At 73.8% G+C, this 16027-nt stretch carries 16 protein-coding genes; 7 read left to right on the plus strand and 9 right to left on the minus strand.

The annotated features are described in order from the left end of the window. Positions 1–1275: 1275 nt before the first annotated feature. Together FEF34_RS01690 and FEF34_RS01695 are read right to left on the minus strand one after the other, a co-directional pair. Positions 1276–2409, minus strand: coding sequence for an aminotransferase class I/II-fold pyridoxal phosphate-dependent enzyme (locus tag FEF34_RS01690; protein ID WP_138051535.1), 1134 nt, complete (start codon positions 2407–2409; stop codon positions 1276–1278). Further along, a complete protein-coding gene (locus tag FEF34_RS01695; protein WP_138051536.1) occupies positions 2406–3053 on the minus strand; it encodes a helix-turn-helix transcriptional regulator in 648 nt (215 codons plus the stop codon). Before FEF34_RS01695 ends, FEF34_RS01690 begins: the two co-directional genes overlap by 4 nt. Positions 3054–3422: 369 nt before the next feature. Here FEF34_RS01695 and FEF34_RS01700 point away from each other — a divergent pair, with 369 nt between their 5' ends. Further along, on the plus strand, positions 3423–4289 hold the full coding sequence (locus FEF34_RS01700; RefSeq protein ID WP_138051537.1) for a DMT family transporter: 867 nt from the start codon (positions 3423–3425) through the stop codon (positions 4287–4289). 412 nt (positions 4290–4701) lie between these two features. Here FEF34_RS01700 and FEF34_RS01705 read toward each other — a convergent pair whose 3' ends face one another. Next, on the minus strand, positions 4702–5532 hold the full coding sequence (locus FEF34_RS01705; protein WP_138051538.1) for an alpha/beta fold hydrolase: 831 nt from the start codon (positions 5530–5532) through the stop codon (positions 4702–4704). A 135-nt stretch (positions 5533–5667) separates the two neighbouring features. Between FEF34_RS01705 and FEF34_RS01710 the strand changes: the two genes are divergently transcribed. Next, positions 5668–5889 (plus strand): hypothetical protein, encoded by a 222-nt coding sequence (locus tag FEF34_RS01710; protein WP_093659038.1) that lies wholly within the window; start codon positions 5668–5670, stop codon positions 5887–5889. 141 nt (positions 5890–6030) lie between these two features. Here FEF34_RS01710 and FEF34_RS42405 read toward each other — a convergent pair whose 3' ends face one another. Next, positions 6031–6315, minus strand: a complete 285-nt coding sequence (locus FEF34_RS42405) for a DUF2267 domain-containing protein (protein WP_234042212.1) — start codon at positions 6313–6315, stop codon at positions 6031–6033. Between the two features lie 21 nt (positions 6316–6336). Further along, on the minus strand, positions 6337–6771 hold the full coding sequence (locus FEF34_RS01720; RefSeq protein ID WP_138051539.1) for an Hsp20/alpha crystallin family protein: 435 nt from the start codon (positions 6769–6771) through the stop codon (positions 6337–6339). 135 nt (positions 6772–6906) lie between these two features. Here FEF34_RS01720 and FEF34_RS01725 point away from each other — a divergent pair, with 135 nt between their 5' ends. Beyond that, the gene (locus tag FEF34_RS01725; protein WP_138051540.1) at positions 6907–7578 is read left to right on the plus strand and encodes a type III effector protein; all 672 of its coding nucleotides are present in this window, start codon (positions 6907–6909) and stop codon (positions 7576–7578) included. 47 nt (positions 7579–7625) lie between these two features. On the opposite strand, the gene FEF34_RS01730 is transcribed toward FEF34_RS01725, so the two are convergent. Beyond that, complete coding sequence (locus tag FEF34_RS01730; RefSeq protein ID WP_138051541.1) at positions 7626–8669, minus strand: serine/threonine-protein kinase; 1044 nt, start codon at positions 8667–8669, stop codon at positions 7626–7628. 563 nt (positions 8670–9232) lie between these two features. Between FEF34_RS01730 and FEF34_RS01735 the strand changes: the two genes are divergently transcribed. Further along, complete coding sequence (locus FEF34_RS01735; RefSeq protein WP_234042213.1) at positions 9233–9976, plus strand: YqjF family protein; 744 nt, start codon at positions 9233–9235, stop codon at positions 9974–9976. A 55-nt stretch (positions 9977–10031) separates the two neighbouring features. Here the strand turns inward: FEF34_RS01735 and FEF34_RS01740 are convergent, their stop codons facing one another. Further along, entirely contained in the window at positions 10032–10922 is an 891-nt protein-coding gene (locus tag FEF34_RS01740; RefSeq protein ID WP_234042214.1) for a UbiA family prenyltransferase, read from the minus strand. A gap of 76 nt (positions 10923–10998) precedes the next feature. Between FEF34_RS01740 and FEF34_RS01745 the strand changes: the two genes are divergently transcribed. From FEF34_RS01745 to FEF34_RS01755, 3 genes are read left to right on the plus strand one after another with little or no spacing between them, the layout of a single operon-like run. Continuing rightward, positions 10999–12099: a type III polyketide synthase gene (locus FEF34_RS01745; RefSeq protein WP_138051542.1), complete on the plus strand. Its 1101-nt coding sequence runs from the start codon at positions 10999–11001 to the stop codon at positions 12097–12099. A 7-nt stretch (positions 12100–12106) separates the two neighbouring features. Beyond that, positions 12107–12664: an isoprenylcysteine carboxyl methyltransferase family protein gene (locus FEF34_RS01750; protein WP_138051543.1), complete on the plus strand. Its 558-nt coding sequence runs from the start codon at positions 12107–12109 to the stop codon at positions 12662–12664. Continuing rightward, positions 12661–13686 carry an NAD(P)/FAD-dependent oxidoreductase gene (locus tag FEF34_RS01755; RefSeq protein WP_138051544.1) on the plus strand — a complete coding sequence of 342 codons (1026 nt, stop codon included), beginning with the start codon at positions 12661–12663 and terminating at the stop codon, positions 13684–13686. Before FEF34_RS01750 ends, FEF34_RS01755 begins: the two co-directional genes overlap by 4 nt. 82 nt (positions 13687–13768) lie before the next feature. On the opposite strand, the gene FEF34_RS01760 is transcribed toward FEF34_RS01755, so the two are convergent. Then, positions 13769–14629, minus strand: a complete 861-nt coding sequence (locus FEF34_RS01760) for a universal stress protein (protein ID WP_234042215.1) — start codon at positions 14627–14629, stop codon at positions 13769–13771. A gap of 981 nt (positions 14630–15610) precedes the next feature. Continuing rightward, positions 15611–15796 carry a hypothetical protein gene (locus FEF34_RS42410; protein ID WP_234042216.1) on the minus strand — a complete coding sequence of 62 codons (186 nt, stop codon included), beginning with the start codon at positions 15794–15796 and terminating at the stop codon, positions 15611–15613. Positions 15797–16027: the final 231 nt, after the last annotated feature.

The raw sequence follows: 16027 nt of genomic DNA on the forward strand, positions 1-16027 counted from the left end.
GCCGAGAAGGCGGGGGAAAGGCAACGGTGGCCTTGTCGACATCATGGCCGCAATGGCGCTCGGATTCCCCGGAGTCGTCCTCCGCCGGGCACCCCTTCCTGCTCGTCACTCTGCGCATGACCGTCCCAGGCGGCAGGCAGTGGCAGCAGTACCGCTTCGTCGAGAACCAGGATCTGCGTTCCCGGCTCGTTCCCCTTCTCGGCACGCTGCCCGTGAGCCACTCGCTGCTGCAGGAACCGCACGGCGGGCAGCCCTGCCGGTTCAGCGACCCGGCCGTACGGCTCTGGCGGGACGACGACGCCGACCGCTGGCCCAACACCCTGTACCGGTCGTTCGCCGAGGCGGACGGACCGCGCCGGGGGCTCGGCGAGGTGGCGGTGATGTTGCGGCTGCACAGCCGGAGCGGCTTCGTCCGGGAGGTCTCCCGCACGATCAACGAGTGCAACGTCCGCGCGGACGGGCTGCTCCTGCGTACCCAGGTGCCGGACGTCCTGACGCCCGACGGCTGACGCTCCGCGGCAGGACCGGCGCGGATCCCTGGCCGAGCGCCCCGAGCCGCGCCGCAGGGAGGCCTCCGCTCGGCGGCGGCCTCACCACGGCCGGCAGGGGAACAGCCCCGAGCGTCGGAACCCTTTCCGGACCGTGCCCCGGACGCCGGGAGACCAGCAGCACGGCGGTGACCCACACGGCCACCGCGGCCAGCCCGATGCCGGACGACCCCGTGGCGCCAGCCCACAGGAAGAGCACGCCTGCCGGCGTCGCCGTCGCCCCCACGAGGAGCGCCTCGCGACGGCCGAGTCCCCGCCGGCCGAGTCCCCGCCGGGCGGGCCGCCCCGCGCGCAGCCCGGCTTCGATCTGGTCCAGCATCGCGATCTCTCGCGCCGACAGCCGCCTCTCCCTCGGCACCCCGCCCCCAGCCTCTGCTGTGTACCCGACCCGGCCCATCCGCACCACGCGTCCGCCCCGGCACGGGGCGTCCCAGTGCGGATGCCCGCTCATCGCTCCCGTACGCAGGGAATCCGCGTGTCCGGCCCGCAGGCGGCGCGCCCGTGCAGCGCCGTCTCGCCCTTCGGGTCCGGACGAGGGCCGTCACACTCCTCGCCCGGACACTCTTCGAGCGTACGGCGGACGAGCCCGTCCGGCGGTGCGGCCGGTCCCCGCGGTCGCGCAGAGGGGGTCAGCGCCCCAGTGCCCGGCGCAGTTCGTCCTTGTTCATCGGGGCGGCACCAGCGGTGGCGCGGCGGGATCGGTACCGCGTCCGGGACGGGCACACGGTCATCGCCGGGCCCTCATCCACCGGGCGAACGCGTCCAGCGCCTCCTCCGCGCCACGGCGGCCGACCCCGATGCGGAAGCGGTCGGTGGGCGTGGCGGTGAGCTCCGAACCGTAGACGCTCGCGGGCAGCAGCAGGACCCCGGCCTCCTCGAGGAGACCGGTGCAGAACTCCTCGACTCCTCCCGGGCCGAGGTAGCGGGGGTAGGCGACGCAGCCTCCGTCGGGCGCCCGCCAGTCGAAGTGGCCCGGGAACTCGGCGAAGAAGGCGTCGAAGACGGGCAGGTTGCGCTCGATCAGCGCGCGGTTGCGGGCCAGGATGGTCTCCCTGGCCCTGAGGGCGATCCTGGCCAGGACCTCGCTGGGGGCGGAGTTGCAGATCGTGGTGTAGTGCTTGGCCCGTTCCAGCCGGGACAGCAGGGCGCGGTCGCGGCAGGTGATCCAGCCGATCCGCAGACCGGGGAGACCGAGCGTCTTGGAGGTCACGTTCAGCGACAGGGCGTGTTCGGAGAGGTCGGCGGCCTGGGGAAGGGTGCGGGCGGGGTCGCGTTCGAGGCCGCGGTAGACCTCGTCGCTGAAGAGGTGGATGCCGCGTTCGTCGCACAGCCGCGCCAGGGCGGTGAAGGTTCCGGCGTCGACGACCTTGCCGGTGGGATTGTTGGGGAAGTTCACCGAGACGACCCGGGTGCGGGGGCGGATGGCGTCCACCACGGCGTCCAGGTCCAGGGCCCAGTCGCGGTCGGCGTCGAGCGCGACACCGGTGACCTCGCACAGGGCGAGCGGCACCGTCTCGGCCGCCTGGTAGTTGGGGGTGATCACGACGGCGTGGTCGTCCGGCCCGAGCAGGACGTTCATGGCCAGGTAGAGGGCCTCTTCGGCACCGGCGAAGCACAGCACGTCGTCCGCGTCCGCCCGTTCGTAGGTGGCGGCCACGGCCTCGCGCAGGGCCGGGTCGCCGTAGGTCTCGGTGTAGCCGAGATGCAGGTTCTCGAAGGCTGCGCGGTCCTCGTCGTCGGCGAGTGCCAGCAGTTCGCCGAGAGCCATGCTCTGGGCGTCCGACGCGGTGAGGTGGTGGCGGGCCGCGAACTCCCAGCGGGAGAAGAAGGTTTCGAGTCGGAAGTCGGGCAGCCGGGTCATGCGGGGTCCTTCGTACTGGGGGCTCGGTGTTCGGCCAGGAGGTCGTAGACCGTGGAGCGCGACACACGCAGGGCGCCGGCTACGACGGGGACGGCGCGGCGGACGCCGAACACCTTCGCCTCGTCCAGTCGTCCCAGTACCGTGAGCCGGTCCTGCCGGGTCAGGCGCTCGACCGGGCGGCCGCACTCCCGTACGTAGGTGCCGACGACGTGCTGGACGCGTTCGGCCCAGTCCTGCTCGAAGAGCGGTTCGGGACGCTCCACGACGGGGGCGCCGAAGGAGCTCAGCAGGGCGGCGGCCCGCTCCAGCGGGGTGCGGTCGAGATTGACGCAGAGGACGGCCGAGGCATCGCCGTCGGCGCCGCGCAGGACGGCGCTGACCGAGGAGAGCCGGCGGCCGTCGGCGAGGATCTTCTCGTACGGGCCGAAGACGTCCTGTGCGGCGGGCTCCAGGGCGTCCAGTTCGCCGAGCATCGAAGCGTCGCCGGCCTTGCGGCCGTCCACGGGGTTCCAGATGGCGAGAACGCTGTCCGTGCGCGGGTCGTGCAGGACCACCTCGGCGTAGGGGCCGAGGAGCCGTGCGACGGCCTGGCACACCGCTGACCACGTCCGCACGCGCGGATCCGGTTCCTCCGTCATCTCCATGGCTGCCGCCTCCCGCTCCATGGCTGTGGCCTCAACGTACGGCCGCGACTCCCATGCCCGGACTTTACGTCCAGCCCGGACGGATTGTCCAGACGCGAGCTGCGGGACACTCCGGCTCCCCGGTGTCGCAGGCGGGGGATCCGGAGACGGCTGCCGGGCCATCGAGCCCGCTCCCCCACCACTCGGCGAGGCGACGCGAGCGGGCGCCGGGACATCGTCGGCGGCCCGGCCGTCCGCGCGCACTATGGTGTGCTCTGACGGCCCGCCAGACGGCTCCCCCGACGTGACCCACCACGGGGCGCGGCCGCGCGCCGCGGCCAGCGGCCGGCGGCCGTCCGCGCCTCGGGGACGGGTGCCGGGAGGGCATGGATGCCGGAACTGTTCGCGCTGAGCGCCGCGCTCATGTTCGGTCTCGTGCACTTCTTCAGCGGTCTGCTGGCCAGACGGGCGGACAGTTACGCGGTCGCGGCGTTCGGGCAGGTCGGCGGCATCGTCCTGATGCTCGCCGTGGCGGTCGTGATGCCGGTGGCGAGCGTGGAGGCGCCGGTTCTGACGGCCTCGCACATCACCTCCGGCGCGCTGGGGTGGGGCGTGCTGTCCGGGGTGGGCACCGGCATCGGTGTCGCGTATCTGTACCGGGGACTGGCGGCCGGCCGGATGAGCGTGGTGGCCCCGCTCAGCGGTGTCGCCGGAGTCGCGCTGCCCGTGCTCGTCGGCGTCGTCGTCCTCGGCGACCGGCCGAGTCCGCTCGCCTGGCTGGGTGTAGCGGCGGCGGTTCCCGCGCTGTGGCTGGTCTCCCGCAACGACCGCCCCGAGGCCGGGGGAACCGCGGCCGGCGCACGGTTCGGGCTGCTGTCGGGGATCGGCTTCGCGGTGCAGTTCCTCGCCATCTCCCGAATCGACCCGGCGGCGGGCCTCTGGCCGATCCTGGCCGCCCGAACCGCGGCCACGCTCACGATCGCCCTCATGGCCCGGGCGGCCCGGGCGACCCTCCGCCTGCCCCGCAGGCTCGTTCTTCCGGCACTGGCGGTCGGCTCGATGGGCGCGGTGGCCCTGGTGCTCTACCAGGCCGCCACCCTCCACCAGCTGCTGGCCCTGGCGACGGTGCTGGCCTCGCTGTACCCCGCGGTCCCGGTCGTCCTGGCCGTCGTCTTCCTCCACGAACGCCCCACCACCGGCCAGATCGCGGGGCTGCTGTGCACCGGCGTGGCGGTCATCCTGATCGCCCTGGGCTGAGTGGAGGTCCGCCTTCCCGCACACGGCGGCGAGGACGCGACCCCGGTCGCCGGCGCCGGACGAGACCGCTCCCTTCCGCGACGGCCCGCCGGGGGGCGGGGGCGTCGTCGGGCGCGGGGCCCTGGCGGGCGGGCTTCGATGTCGGCGGGACGCAGCCCTCGACGGAGAGCCGGACCGGAGACGTCAGGCCCGATTGACGGCCACCTCGGCCACCGTGCCCCGGTCCCCCTCGCACCGCGGCACCTTCCTGCTGCGCCTGCCGTGCACGAAGGGGTGGGAAGCCCTGGAACCCGGCGCCTTCGGCCATGGCGCCCCGAACCGTCGGTCATGCCGAGCGCGTGTGCGACCGCGGCGTGGACCGGATCGTGCGGCAGTGAACGGGCCAGCCGGCGGGGGCCGTACGTCCGGACCGTCACGGGCCGTCCTCGGTCACCGGATGCTGGCCGGCGACCTCCTTCCAGAAAGCGTCCACCCGGGCGTTGAACTTCTCGGGGGACTCCTGGAAGGGCTGGTGCGCCTCGCCGAACAGCATCTCGAAGTCCGCACCCGGAATGGCGTCGGCAACGGCCCGCCCGAACCGCGGGGGTGCGGCGAGGTCGCACTCCCCCGACAGCACGAGCGTCGGCGCGGTGATCCCCGGCAGGCGGTCGAGGGTCTCGTGCGCCGCGAAGGCCTCGACCTGGCGCTGGAATGCCTCGGCGGACTGCGGATGGGGAAAGGCCAGCGTCTCGTCGATGATCCGGTCCACCATGCCGTTCGCGTGGGCGCGCGGGGTGTAGACCCACAGCAGGAACGCCTCGAGCATGGCGCGTTCTCCCGGTGCCTCGGCGGCGAGCCAGTGCCAGAACCGGGTCATCGAACGGAAGTAGGCGTCCGGCCGCGCCCAGGCGGACACGAGGACGAGGCTGCGTACCCGGCCCGGGTGGCGCAGTGCCAGCTCCTGGGCGATCAGACTGCCGCCCGAGAAGCCCGCGACGTGGGCGCGCTCCACACCGAGGGACGGCAGCAGCGCCGCGGCGTCGTCGGCCATCAGCGGAACCGACAGCGGCCCGTCGGGGAGCGGTGTCCGACCGGCTCCGCGGTTGTCGAAGGCGGTGACCCGGTAGCGGTCGGAGAGTCCGTCGAGCTGGGCCTGCCAGGCCTCGGCGGGATCGCTCAGGCCCGCGACCAGCAGGACGTCGGGACCCTCACCCCGGCGCTCCACCCAGAACCGCGCACCGTTGGCCTCGACCTGTTCACCCATGAGCGACACCTCCTCCTCCATGGTCGGCGCGTCCGGTGCCCGGTGCCACGCCACCGGCCGCGCCCCCGGGCGGGGCCGGCACCCGTCCGGGTGCGTGCGGATGCGTCCCGACCGGTCCGGACGGACCCTGGGATCATGGGCACGAACCCGCCTGTGATCGTTCATCCGATCGAGCCGAGCGGTGGCAGACCGGTGACGATCCGAGGAGAGCCGGTCGGTACCGCGCACGACCTGTTCGACGTGCTGGAGTTCCTCCGCCGCGCGAACCTGCCGGAAACCGACACGGCGGTCGACGACCCGGAACTGATCGAGTGGAGGGGCGGCGGCCCGCAGTCGTGGGCCGAGTCACCACCGTGACGGGAGCCGGGCGCCCGGTCTGCACCGCCCACCGACCGGGGTCGCGGAGTCCCTCCGCACCGGGGCAGGGGGTAACGCGGCGGTGGGACGGTTCCGGCGGGTCCGGCGGGGGGTCGCGACTGGCGGCCGGCGCGTCCGTCGTCAGCGTCGAAGGGCGAGCTCGGCGCGACCGAAGAGCAGGGCGTATCCGGACGGCAGCGCCGCGAGAACGCGGTCGAGCAGCCGGGGGCCGGCGAGACCGGCGACGACGTGCAGGACGGAGCCCGCGTCCCAGCGCGCGGTGGCGGGGGTGCCACCCGTTCGGGCCGCGAGGTCCTTGACGAATTCCCGCCTCACGTGAGTGGGGAAGTGGGGGAAGCTACGGCGTCGGTGCGGTGCCGACGGATTTGGAGGAAGGGAGGAGCGGAAACTCCTCCCTTCCTCCACGACCCGCGCGTGGGGCGGGGCTCAGCCGGCGATCTGCTTGCGGCCCGGGCGGTCGCCGATGGCGATCTTGCGGGGCTTCGCCCTCTCGGCGATGGGGATACGCAGGGTCAGCACACCCGCGTCGTAGTCGGCGCTGATGTGCTCGGTGTCGAGCGTGTCGGCGAGTACGAGCTGGCGGGAGAAGACACCGAGGGGACGCTCCGAGAGCTCCATCTGCACGTCGTCCGCCTTCGCCAGCGGTCGCCGCTCGGCTTTGACCGTCAGCATGTTCCGCTCGACGTCGATGTCGATCGCGTCCGGCGTGACACCGGGGAGATCGAGGGCGATCACGTACTCGTCACCCTGGCGATACGCGTCCATCGGCACCGCGGAGGGCCGGGACCAGGTGCCCGTCGTGCCCAGGAGCTGCTGCGTCAGCCGGTCGAACTCCCGGAAAGGGTCAGTGCGCATCAACATCGTGAAACACCTCCAGTTGGTTCGGGCAGTACCTGCCAATGCGCTGGAACCTGCTTCCGTTGTAGCATGTCGTCGGAACGATGACAATCACGGATGTCACCGAAAGGATGACACTCTGGCCGAGAAGGGAATCCCATGAGCCCCGTCGACCAACCCGGGAACACAGGAGTGCCGCTCTCCTCCTTCCATGCCGCGGCCGCGGCTCTGGACACCATCCGGGAGGCGGTTCGCACCGCCCGGGAGGAGCCTTACGGGTACGCGCCCGGCGCACCCTCGACCGGCGCCGAGGAGGCGCTGGCCGCCCTGCTCCTGCTGCGTCGACTGCGCGACGAACTCGCCGAATGGGAGCCGGGGCTGATCGAGACGGCCCGTGAAGCGGGAGCCAGTTGGGCCGACCTCGCCCATCCCCTCGGCGTCGCGAGTCGCCAGGCCGCCGAGCGCCGGTATCTGCGCGTGCGCCCCGGGGCACCCGGCTCCACCGGCGAGCAGCGCGTCCAGGCCACCCGCGACCACCGGGCGGCGAACCGCACCGTCAGCGCATGGGCCCGTGGCCACGCGGGCGATCTGCGCCGCCTCGCCGGCCAGATCACCGCTCTCACCGATCTCCCGGCCGACGCGGCCGCCCCGGTGGCGCGCCTCTCCGGCGCTCTCGCCGCCGACGACGCCGCCGCGCTGATCGCGCCCCTGGCCGGTACGCACTCACACCTGCAGGCCGACCACCCCGGCCTGGCGGCCCGCGTCGAAACGATCACGCGTCACACGGAACGCCTGCGCGAGGACACGGGCGAGCGACGCCATGGCGGCTGACGCCGGCCCCGCACCCGCCCGGACGGGCCGACGGGACCGGTACCGGGTCACCCGCCCGGCCGCTGTCCGCCGGGAGGGACGAAGACCGGGCGGGCCCACGCGGGCGGGTCCGGTGGAGGGCCCGGATCCTCCGGGACCTCGGCGAGGCCGGGGACCACCTGCGTCGGAGTGGGAACGGCCCTGTCCGCGACCGGCGTGGCGACCGGGGCCGTCGCGGTGTCACGGAGGGCCGCGACGAACTCCAGGCAGGAGTCGTAGCGGTCGTCGGGCACCTTGGCCAGGGCCTTCGCCAGAACCTCGTCCGCGCCCGGTGGGATGTCCGGCCGGCGCTCGGTGAGCGGAGGGGGCTGGTCGTACTGGTGCGCCCACAGCAGTGCGACGTCCTCGTCCCGCTGGAAGGGCGGCCCGCCGGCCAGGGTCTCGTAGACGACGCAGGCGAGGCTGTAGAGATCGCACCTGCCGTCGACCGGCCGCCCGGAGATCTGCTCCGGTGCCACGTAGTCGAGCGTGCCGACGAACTCGCCCACGGTGGTGAACCCGGTGAGGGAGAGCGACTTCTTCGTCAGCCCGAAGTCCGTGAGATAGACGTGCTCGGGATGGTCGACGTCGGTGCCCTTGGCGACGAGGACGTTGCCCGGCTTCACGTCCCGGTGCACCAGATCGTGCTCGTGTGCCGCGTCGAGCGCCGAGGCCACCTGGGCGGCGATCCGGACAGCGGTCGCGACGGGCAGCGGGCCGTCGCGGTCCAGCAGCGCCCGCAGGTCCAGCCCGGCCACGAAGCGCATGGCGATGTACAGGACGCCGTCGGTCTCGCCGGCCTCGAAGATCGGCACGATGTGCGGATGGTCGATGGCTGCGGCGACCCGCGACTCGTGGGTGAATCGGCGGCGGAAGGTGTCGTTGCGGGCGAGCTCCGGCGCGAGGAGTTTGAGCGCCACCGTGCGGTCCAGCCGCAGGTCCTTGGCACAGTAGACCACCGCCATACCACCCCGCCCGATCTCCCGCTCCACCCGGTAGCCGGCGATCTGGGCGCCGATCAGACCGGACGGCCGGCCCGAGTACAGGCTCATGTCGTCCGACGCCGGCGTCATGGGGAGCCACCGCCGTACTGCCTGCCGCGACGGGGCGTCGGGTCGGTCAGCCAGAGCACCATGCCTGAATTCTATCGATCGGCCCCCTGCCCCGCCCGGGTCCGTCCCGGCGGCCGCATCGGCGGAAAGCCTTCGCACGGGGGCTCCGGCGGGGACCGCCCCCTCGAATGGTCCGCGAGCAGCCGCCCGGGCGAACAACGCTCACCGAAGCCCGGTTGACGCCCGGGGCCGCCTCGGGCCCACTTCCGACCGCCCGGCCGCCGTCCCCGCCCCGGGAGCCGGCCCCGTGGTGTCGCGGAGCGGTGCGACCGAGCGGAGAACGTCGTCTACTCGCCGGTACAAGTGGCCCAGCCACGGGCCCGGCACGCCCGCCCAGCGCCCCTTGCGCCCGGCTCTCCCCTTCGCCCGGTGCCGACGGCTGGCCGGACTCCATCGCCATGGCTGCTCCACGGTGAACTTCGGCGCCGGTCCCGGCCGGCACCCGCCGGCACCCGGTGGGCCGTACCGGATCATCGGGACAACACGGTTCGCGAACCGCTCCGCACCGCGCACAGGAGGAGACGTTGCCCGCACCGCCCCGATTGCCCTTCCCACGGGAACTTCCCGCGCTGACCGCCGGGTTGTCCCACCAGACCTACGTACACTGGCCCTACCCGCCCGACGCGGTACGCCCGCTGCTGCCGTCCGGACTGCGGCCGGACGAGTCCGACGGCCGCGCGTGGGTGAGCCTCGTCGCCCTCGTGATGAGATCGGTGCACCCGCTGGGACTGGTGCCGCTGCCCAGGGGAACGTTCGCGCAGACCAATCTGCGGACCTACGTCAGAACGCGGGACGGGCGCAGCGGGGTGTGGTTCCTCTCCCTCGACGCCGACCACCCCCTCATGCCGGCGGCGCGGGCCTTCGGGATCCCGTACCACTGGGCGGACCTGGCCGTCCGGCGCAGTCCCGACGGGCGCGCCCTCACCTACACCGGCCGGCGCCGGGCCCGGCGCGGACGGAACCGCCCGGCCGTGCCCCCCGGCTACCGGCTGACGGTCCGTGCAGGGGCACCGGCCCGCACACCGCCGGACCTGGATCGCTGGCTCACCGCCCGGTGGTCGTCCTTCTCGCACCGGGCCGGCGTCCTCTGGGAGACGCGCATCGAGCACCCGCCGTGGCGGCTGCGCGGTGCGGAAGTCCTGGAGCTGCGCGAGACGCTGACCGCGCACGCCGGACTCCCCTCCCCCGGGGCCCACGCACTGGCGCACATGGCGGAGCCGATGGACCGCGTACGACTGGGTGTGGCCCGGCCGGTCGGCCGTGGCTGAGGCCGGCGCACGGGCTCTCGGACGGCGGCGGGTCCTCGGTCGGCGGCGCTGGACCTCAGCCGACGGAGGCGGTCAGCAGCACCAGATGCGCCACGTCGGCTGCGGCGATGCCCATGGTGGCGAGGAACGGGAGACGGGCGTCGGCGTCACGGACGGGCCGCAGCAGGGCCAGCGCGCAGAGCAGCACGGTCATCGCGAGGACCGCCCAGCCCTGGCGGGTGACCGGTCCGTCGGGCGCCACCAGCAGGACCAGCGACGAGGCGAGCACCAGCAGGGCCGCGACACATACCGACCGCCGCCGGCCGAGGCGTTGCGGCAGCCCGTGGACGCCGGTGCGCAGGTCGTGGTCGATGTCCGGCAGGACGTTGGCGAAGTGCGCGCCCGTGCCGAGCAGTCCGGCGGCCGCCATGAGCCACAGGGGCGGCCAGGGCCCACCGGGCAGCGCGAGGGTGACGAACGCCGGGAGCAGCCCGAACGCCAACGCGTACGGCAGCCACGACAGAACGGTGCGCTTGAGGCGGAGGTTGTACGACCAGGCCGCCGCCACCGCCACCGCATGGACGCACCCGGCCACCGGCCCGCACGCCGCCGACAGGACGACGCACAGGGCCAGGGCCGCGATCGCCGCTCCGGCCACGACGCCCGGCAGGGCCTCTCCGGTGACCAGCGGCTTGTCCCGGCGGCCGGACGCACGGTCCCGGCCCATGTCGGCCCGGTCGTTGCACCACCCGATCGACAGCTGGCCCGCGGCGACCGCGCCCACGGTGAGCGCTCCGCCGGCCGGACCACGTCCTCCCACCGCGGCGGCGAGCGCGGCCGTGAGACCGGTGACGACTGCCGCCGGCAGCAGGTGACACGCCTTCAGCAGACCGACGGTCGACGGGCGGACGGAGTCGAACGGCGCTGCGTGGGCCCCGTCGGAGACGGTGGTGGCACTGAACTTCACATCCCCACGCTAGGTCACGACGCGCCCGATGCGACCGTTTCATGACGTTGTGTCAGCAGACTTCTATGTTGGGGCGATGACCCGCGTCCTGGCCGTGAGCGCCGTGTTCCCGCCCCATCGCCACCCGCAGGCGGAGATCGCGGAGGAGCTGGCCCGCCGGCTGCCGCCCGCGGCGGATCCCGGACTGCTGCGGCGCGTGCACGCGTCCGTCGGGGTCGAGGCCCGGCATCTCGCGCTGCCGCTGGACCGCTACGGCCGCCTCGACGGCTTCGGCCAGTGCAACGACATCTATCTGGAGCTGGCGCGGGACCTCGGGACGCGGGCCGTGCGAGCCGCCGTCGACGAGGCGGGAGTCGCCCCCGAGGAGGTCGACGTGATCGTGTCGACCTCCGTCACGGGCATCGCGGCACCGTCGCTGGACGCCCGCCTGGCCACCGCGGCCGGACTGCGCCCCGACGTACGGCGCGTGCCCCTCTTCGGACTCGGCTGCGCCGGGGGCGCGGCGGGCACGGCGCGCCTCCACGACCAGCTCGCCGGCCGCCCCGGGGACGTGGGACTGCTGCTGTCCGTGGAACTCTGCTCGCTCACCCTGCAGTCCGCGGACACGTCGATGGCCAATCTGGTCTCAGGGGCGCTCTTCGGCGACGGGGCAGCGGCGCTGGTGGCGGTCGGCACCGAACACCCCCGGCACGCGGTCCGCCCCGGTGGAGGCACCGGCGGGCACCCGTACGCAGGCCGGCCGGGCCCGGTGGTCGTCGACTGCCGCAGCCGTCTCCACCCGGGCACGGAACACCTCCTCGGCTGGCACGTCGGCGAGTGGGGCCTCCGGCCCGTGCTCGGCAGCGAACTGCCCGACGTGGTCAGGCTCCACGTGGGTGAGGAGATCGCGTCCTTCCTCGCCGAGCACGACCTCAAACCGCAGGACGTGGCGGCCTGGGTCTGCCACCCGGGTGGCCCGAAGGTCCTCGACGTGCTCGCCGACGTTCTCGGGCTGCCCGAGGAGGCGCTTTCGCCGAGCCGACGGTCGCTCGCCCGGGCCGGGAACCTGTCCTCCGCCTCCGTGCTGCACGTCCTGAGGGACACCCTCGTCGACGGCCCGCCCGAACCGGGCGCCCCCGGGCTGATGCTGGCCTTCGGCCCCGGGTTCTCCTCCGAACTCGTCCTGCTGCGCTGGTGACGCCCCGATGAGCACCCACACGCCCACCGTGTTCCTCGTACTCGTCCTGCTGGTCGCCGTGGAACGGCTCGCCGAACTCGTCGTGGCCCGCCGCAACACGGTCTGGAGCCGAACGCACGGCGGCGTCGAGCACGGCCGCGGCCACTACCCCGCCATGGTCGTCCTGCACACCGTGCTGCTGGCCGGCTGCGCCGTCGAACCCTGGGCCGCGGACCGCCCCTTCGTGCCCGTGCTCGGCTGGACCATGCTGGCGCTGACCGCCGCGGCCCAGGCGCTGCGCTGGTGGTGCATCGTCACCCTGGGCCCGCGGTGGAACACCCGCGTCATCGTCGTACCGGGCCTGCCGCTCGTCGCCTCCGGGCCGTACCGGTGGCTCCGGCACCCCAACTACGCCGCGGTCGTGCTGGAGGGGCTCGCACTGCCCCTGGTGCACACGGCGTGGGTGACGGCCCTGGCGTTCACCGTGCTCAACCTGGCACTGCTCGGGGTCCGCATCCGATGCGAGGAGTCGGCCCTGACCGGGGTGCCGGGGACCGCCGGCCGTACCGCGAACGCGGTCCGGTGATCGATCTGCTGGTCGCCGGCGGCGGCCCGGCGGGGCTGGCCACAGCCATCCACGGTGCGCTGGCCGGGTTCGAGGTCGTCGTCGCGGAGCCGCGGCCCACACCGGTCGACAAGGCGTGCGGTGAGGGGCTGATGCCGGGTGCCGTACGGGCGCTCGCGGGACTCGGGGTCGCCGTCGAAGGGGCTCGGTTCACCGGCATCCGGTACACCGACGGACTCGGCGCCCGCGCGGCGGAGGCGCGCTTCCGTGCCGGACACGGCCTCGGGGTGCGCCGCACGGATCTTCAGTCGGCGCTCGCGGCGCGCGCCGCGGAGCTGGGTGTGCGGTTCGTGGCACGCCGACTCGGCGAAGTGCGCCAGGACGGCCGGCAGGTGACGGCGGACGGGCTGACGGCGCGGTACCTCGTCGCCGCCGACGGGCTGCACTCCCCCGTCCGCCGCGCCCTCGGACTGGGCGCGCGGCCCGCTTCCGCCCGGGCGGCGCGCTACGGGCTGCGCCGCCACTACGCCGTCGCCCCGTGGAGCGACCTGGTCGAGGTCCACTGGGCGGAACGCTCCGAGGCGTATGTGACGCCCCTCGCCGCCGGACTCGTCGGTGTCGCCGTGCTCACCGCCGACCGCGCCCCGTTCGACGCCCAGCTGGCACGCTTCCCGGCCCTGGGCGAGCGGCTGTGCTCGGCCGCGGCGACCCCGGTGCGCGGTGCCGGGCCGCTGCGCCAGGACGTGCGTACACGGGTGGCCGGCCGGGTGCTGCTCGTGGGGGACGCCGCGGGTTACGTCGACGCGCTCACCGGCGAGGGGCTGACGCTCGCACTGACCGCGGCCGGTGAACTGGTCCGCTGTGTACGGTCGGGCCGGCCCCGGGAGTACGAGCGCGCCTGGCGGCGGCTGTCCCGCCCGTACCGGCTGCTGACCGGGTGTCTGCTGCGCGCCCGTGAGAATCCGTACCTCGCTCCTCGGGTCGTGCCGCTCGCGGCCCGGCTGCCGCGCGTGTTCCGGGAGGGCGTCAACCTCCTGGCCTGACGCGGCCGGAGCACCCGGTGCCCCGGCATCCGGCCCGAGGACCCGACGACCTGGCGGCCCGGGGACGTCTCGCAGCGGCCGCTCACCCGGTGTGCGCGGTGTGCACGACCGCCACCGGGCAGGCCGCGGTGTGGAGGACCTCGGAACTCACCGAGCCCAGCAGCAGCCTGCGCAGTCCGGAACGGCCGTGGGAGCCGACGACCAGGAGGACCGCCCCACGCGAGGACTCCGCCAGCAGGGTCGCCGCACGGAGCCGTTCCGCGTGCAGCCTCACCGGCACCCCCGGGTAACGGTCACGGCGCTTGTCCGCCTCCTCTTGCAGGGCCGCCCGGACCGCCTCGTCGAGGACGTCGAAGTCGGGTGCGGCCATCCCGGGCCCGGTCGGGGTCTCGCCGAGGTGGAAGCTGCCGTGCACGAGTTCGAGGCTCGCCCCGCGCAGCGCGGCCTCGGCGAAGGCGGCGTCCAGGGCGTGCGACGAGATGCCGGAGGTGTCGGCGACGTCCACCCCGGCCACGACGCGCTTCTCCGGGTCCGGTGGTGTGTCACCAGGTCGGACGACGATGACGGGGCCTGCGGCGTGGGTGGCGACCTGCCAGCTCACGGAGCCGAGCGGAAGACGGGCGAAGCCACCGCTGCCCCGGTGGCCGACGACCGTCCAAGACGCCCGCGCGGACCGCTCCACCAGCACGGCGGAGGCACGGCCGGTGACCGCCTCCGCCGTCACTGCCACGCCGGGGAACTCGGTGCGGACCAGCCTCTCCAGGGGCGCCACGGCCTCGGCGCCCGGGACCGGGGTGCCGTGGTGCTCGGCGACGTGCAGGAGGTGGAGCGGCACCTCGTGCAGGTCGGCCTGTTCGGCGGCGCAGCGCACCACGTACTCCTGACCGCCCTCGTCGACGCCGGCCAGTACCGGCCCCCTCGCTGACGTGGTGTCGTCCACCATGAGTGCTCCCTGCTCCGGTCTCCGCGGTCTCGCTCCAGGGTGCGTCCGCGCGGGCGGCGGCGCAGCACGCGTTTCCACCACCCGGCCCAGTCCGGGCGGGATCCCGAGGGACGGCGGTGTCAGGAGTGGACGGGCGGACAGCCGTCCCGTCCGAGGAGGCCGTCGGGATGTTCTCCGGGGGGCAGCGTGGGAACGGGTCTGCCCGCGAGGTGGGCACGGGCTTGGGCGAGGTCGTAGATCAGGAGGCGCTGCGAGGAAAGAGGCTTGGCTGGCCGGTGGCGGAGGGCGGGGGCGTCGGGTCGCCGCCACGTGGCGACGGGGACGCGGTCCTGCTCGGCGATGTCGGCTCATTGAGCACAGGCCGGTTGCGGGAGATCACCGTGGGGTTCACCGTGGGGTTCCTCGAGCGGCTGGCGGGTCGCGGGCGGGGCCTTGTAGCCTGGTGGCACTTCTCACGCTGGCGTTCCGCCGGCACGGATGTTGGTCAAGAGCCGGCGGTGTGCCGGGGCACTCCGAGTGAGTGGCTCTCCGCCGGCCCTTTCATCAGTTCCTTCGTCCGTCTGCGGACTTCGCACGGACTGCGGAGCCTGACTACCTTGACGCCCGATCGGCTGTCTCGGACACCTGTGGTACTCGCGGACGGCGGTGCGTCGGGGGCAGGTCCCGACATCCTCAAACCGCACAGGGGGCTTCCTCACCAACCGAGGCCTGCCCGCGCGCGCCGTCAGCACCCCCGCCGCGCCCGCACCGCACCGCACCGCCCACGAGCGGGAGCCGGGCGAGACCACCCCGACCGTGCGACATCCCGTGAGTTCCTCTGAGCCCCGCTGAGTGCTTGCCCCGGTGGCCAGGGTGTTCTGTCTCCTTGGGGTGTTCTTGGAGCTGGTGACGTAGTACCTCCGGCAGCGCCGGGTCGTCGATCGCGGTGACGGGGAAGACGGGCGGCTTGGCGCCCCGCCGGGCGGGTCCGGTCGGCGCCGGTTAGCCGGCGAGCATCCAACCCCACGTCATCAGCGAGATCCGGTAGATCCGGGCGGAGGACTTCGCGATGCCCGCACCGGTGAGGTACCGCTCGACCGCCGCGGTGTACGACGACGGCGGGGCGGACAGGGGCACCACCCGGGCGTGCGGCAGCCGGAGCACGCCCCTGCTCCCGAGTTCGGTCACCGGTTCGATCGTCACACCCACCCTGCCCTTCCGGCACTGCCGCAGTAAATGCGTACACCTCGCTCTGGCGGCCGGAATCGTCGGCCGCAGGTCGCGGTGGTCACGGTAGGGGCTCTGCCGCAGTAAATCCGGCATCTACTGCGGCATCACCCCGACGATCCATCAGGCGCCGGAAGTCTGACAAGCAGACCTCGCGGAGATCGGCCAGTCGGATCGAAGGCAACGCGCTGA

The sequence above is a fragment of the Streptomyces marianii genome, assembly GCF_005795905.1.
Taxonomy (GTDB): Bacteria; Actinomycetota; Actinomycetes; order Streptomycetales; family Streptomycetaceae; genus Streptomyces; species Streptomyces marianii.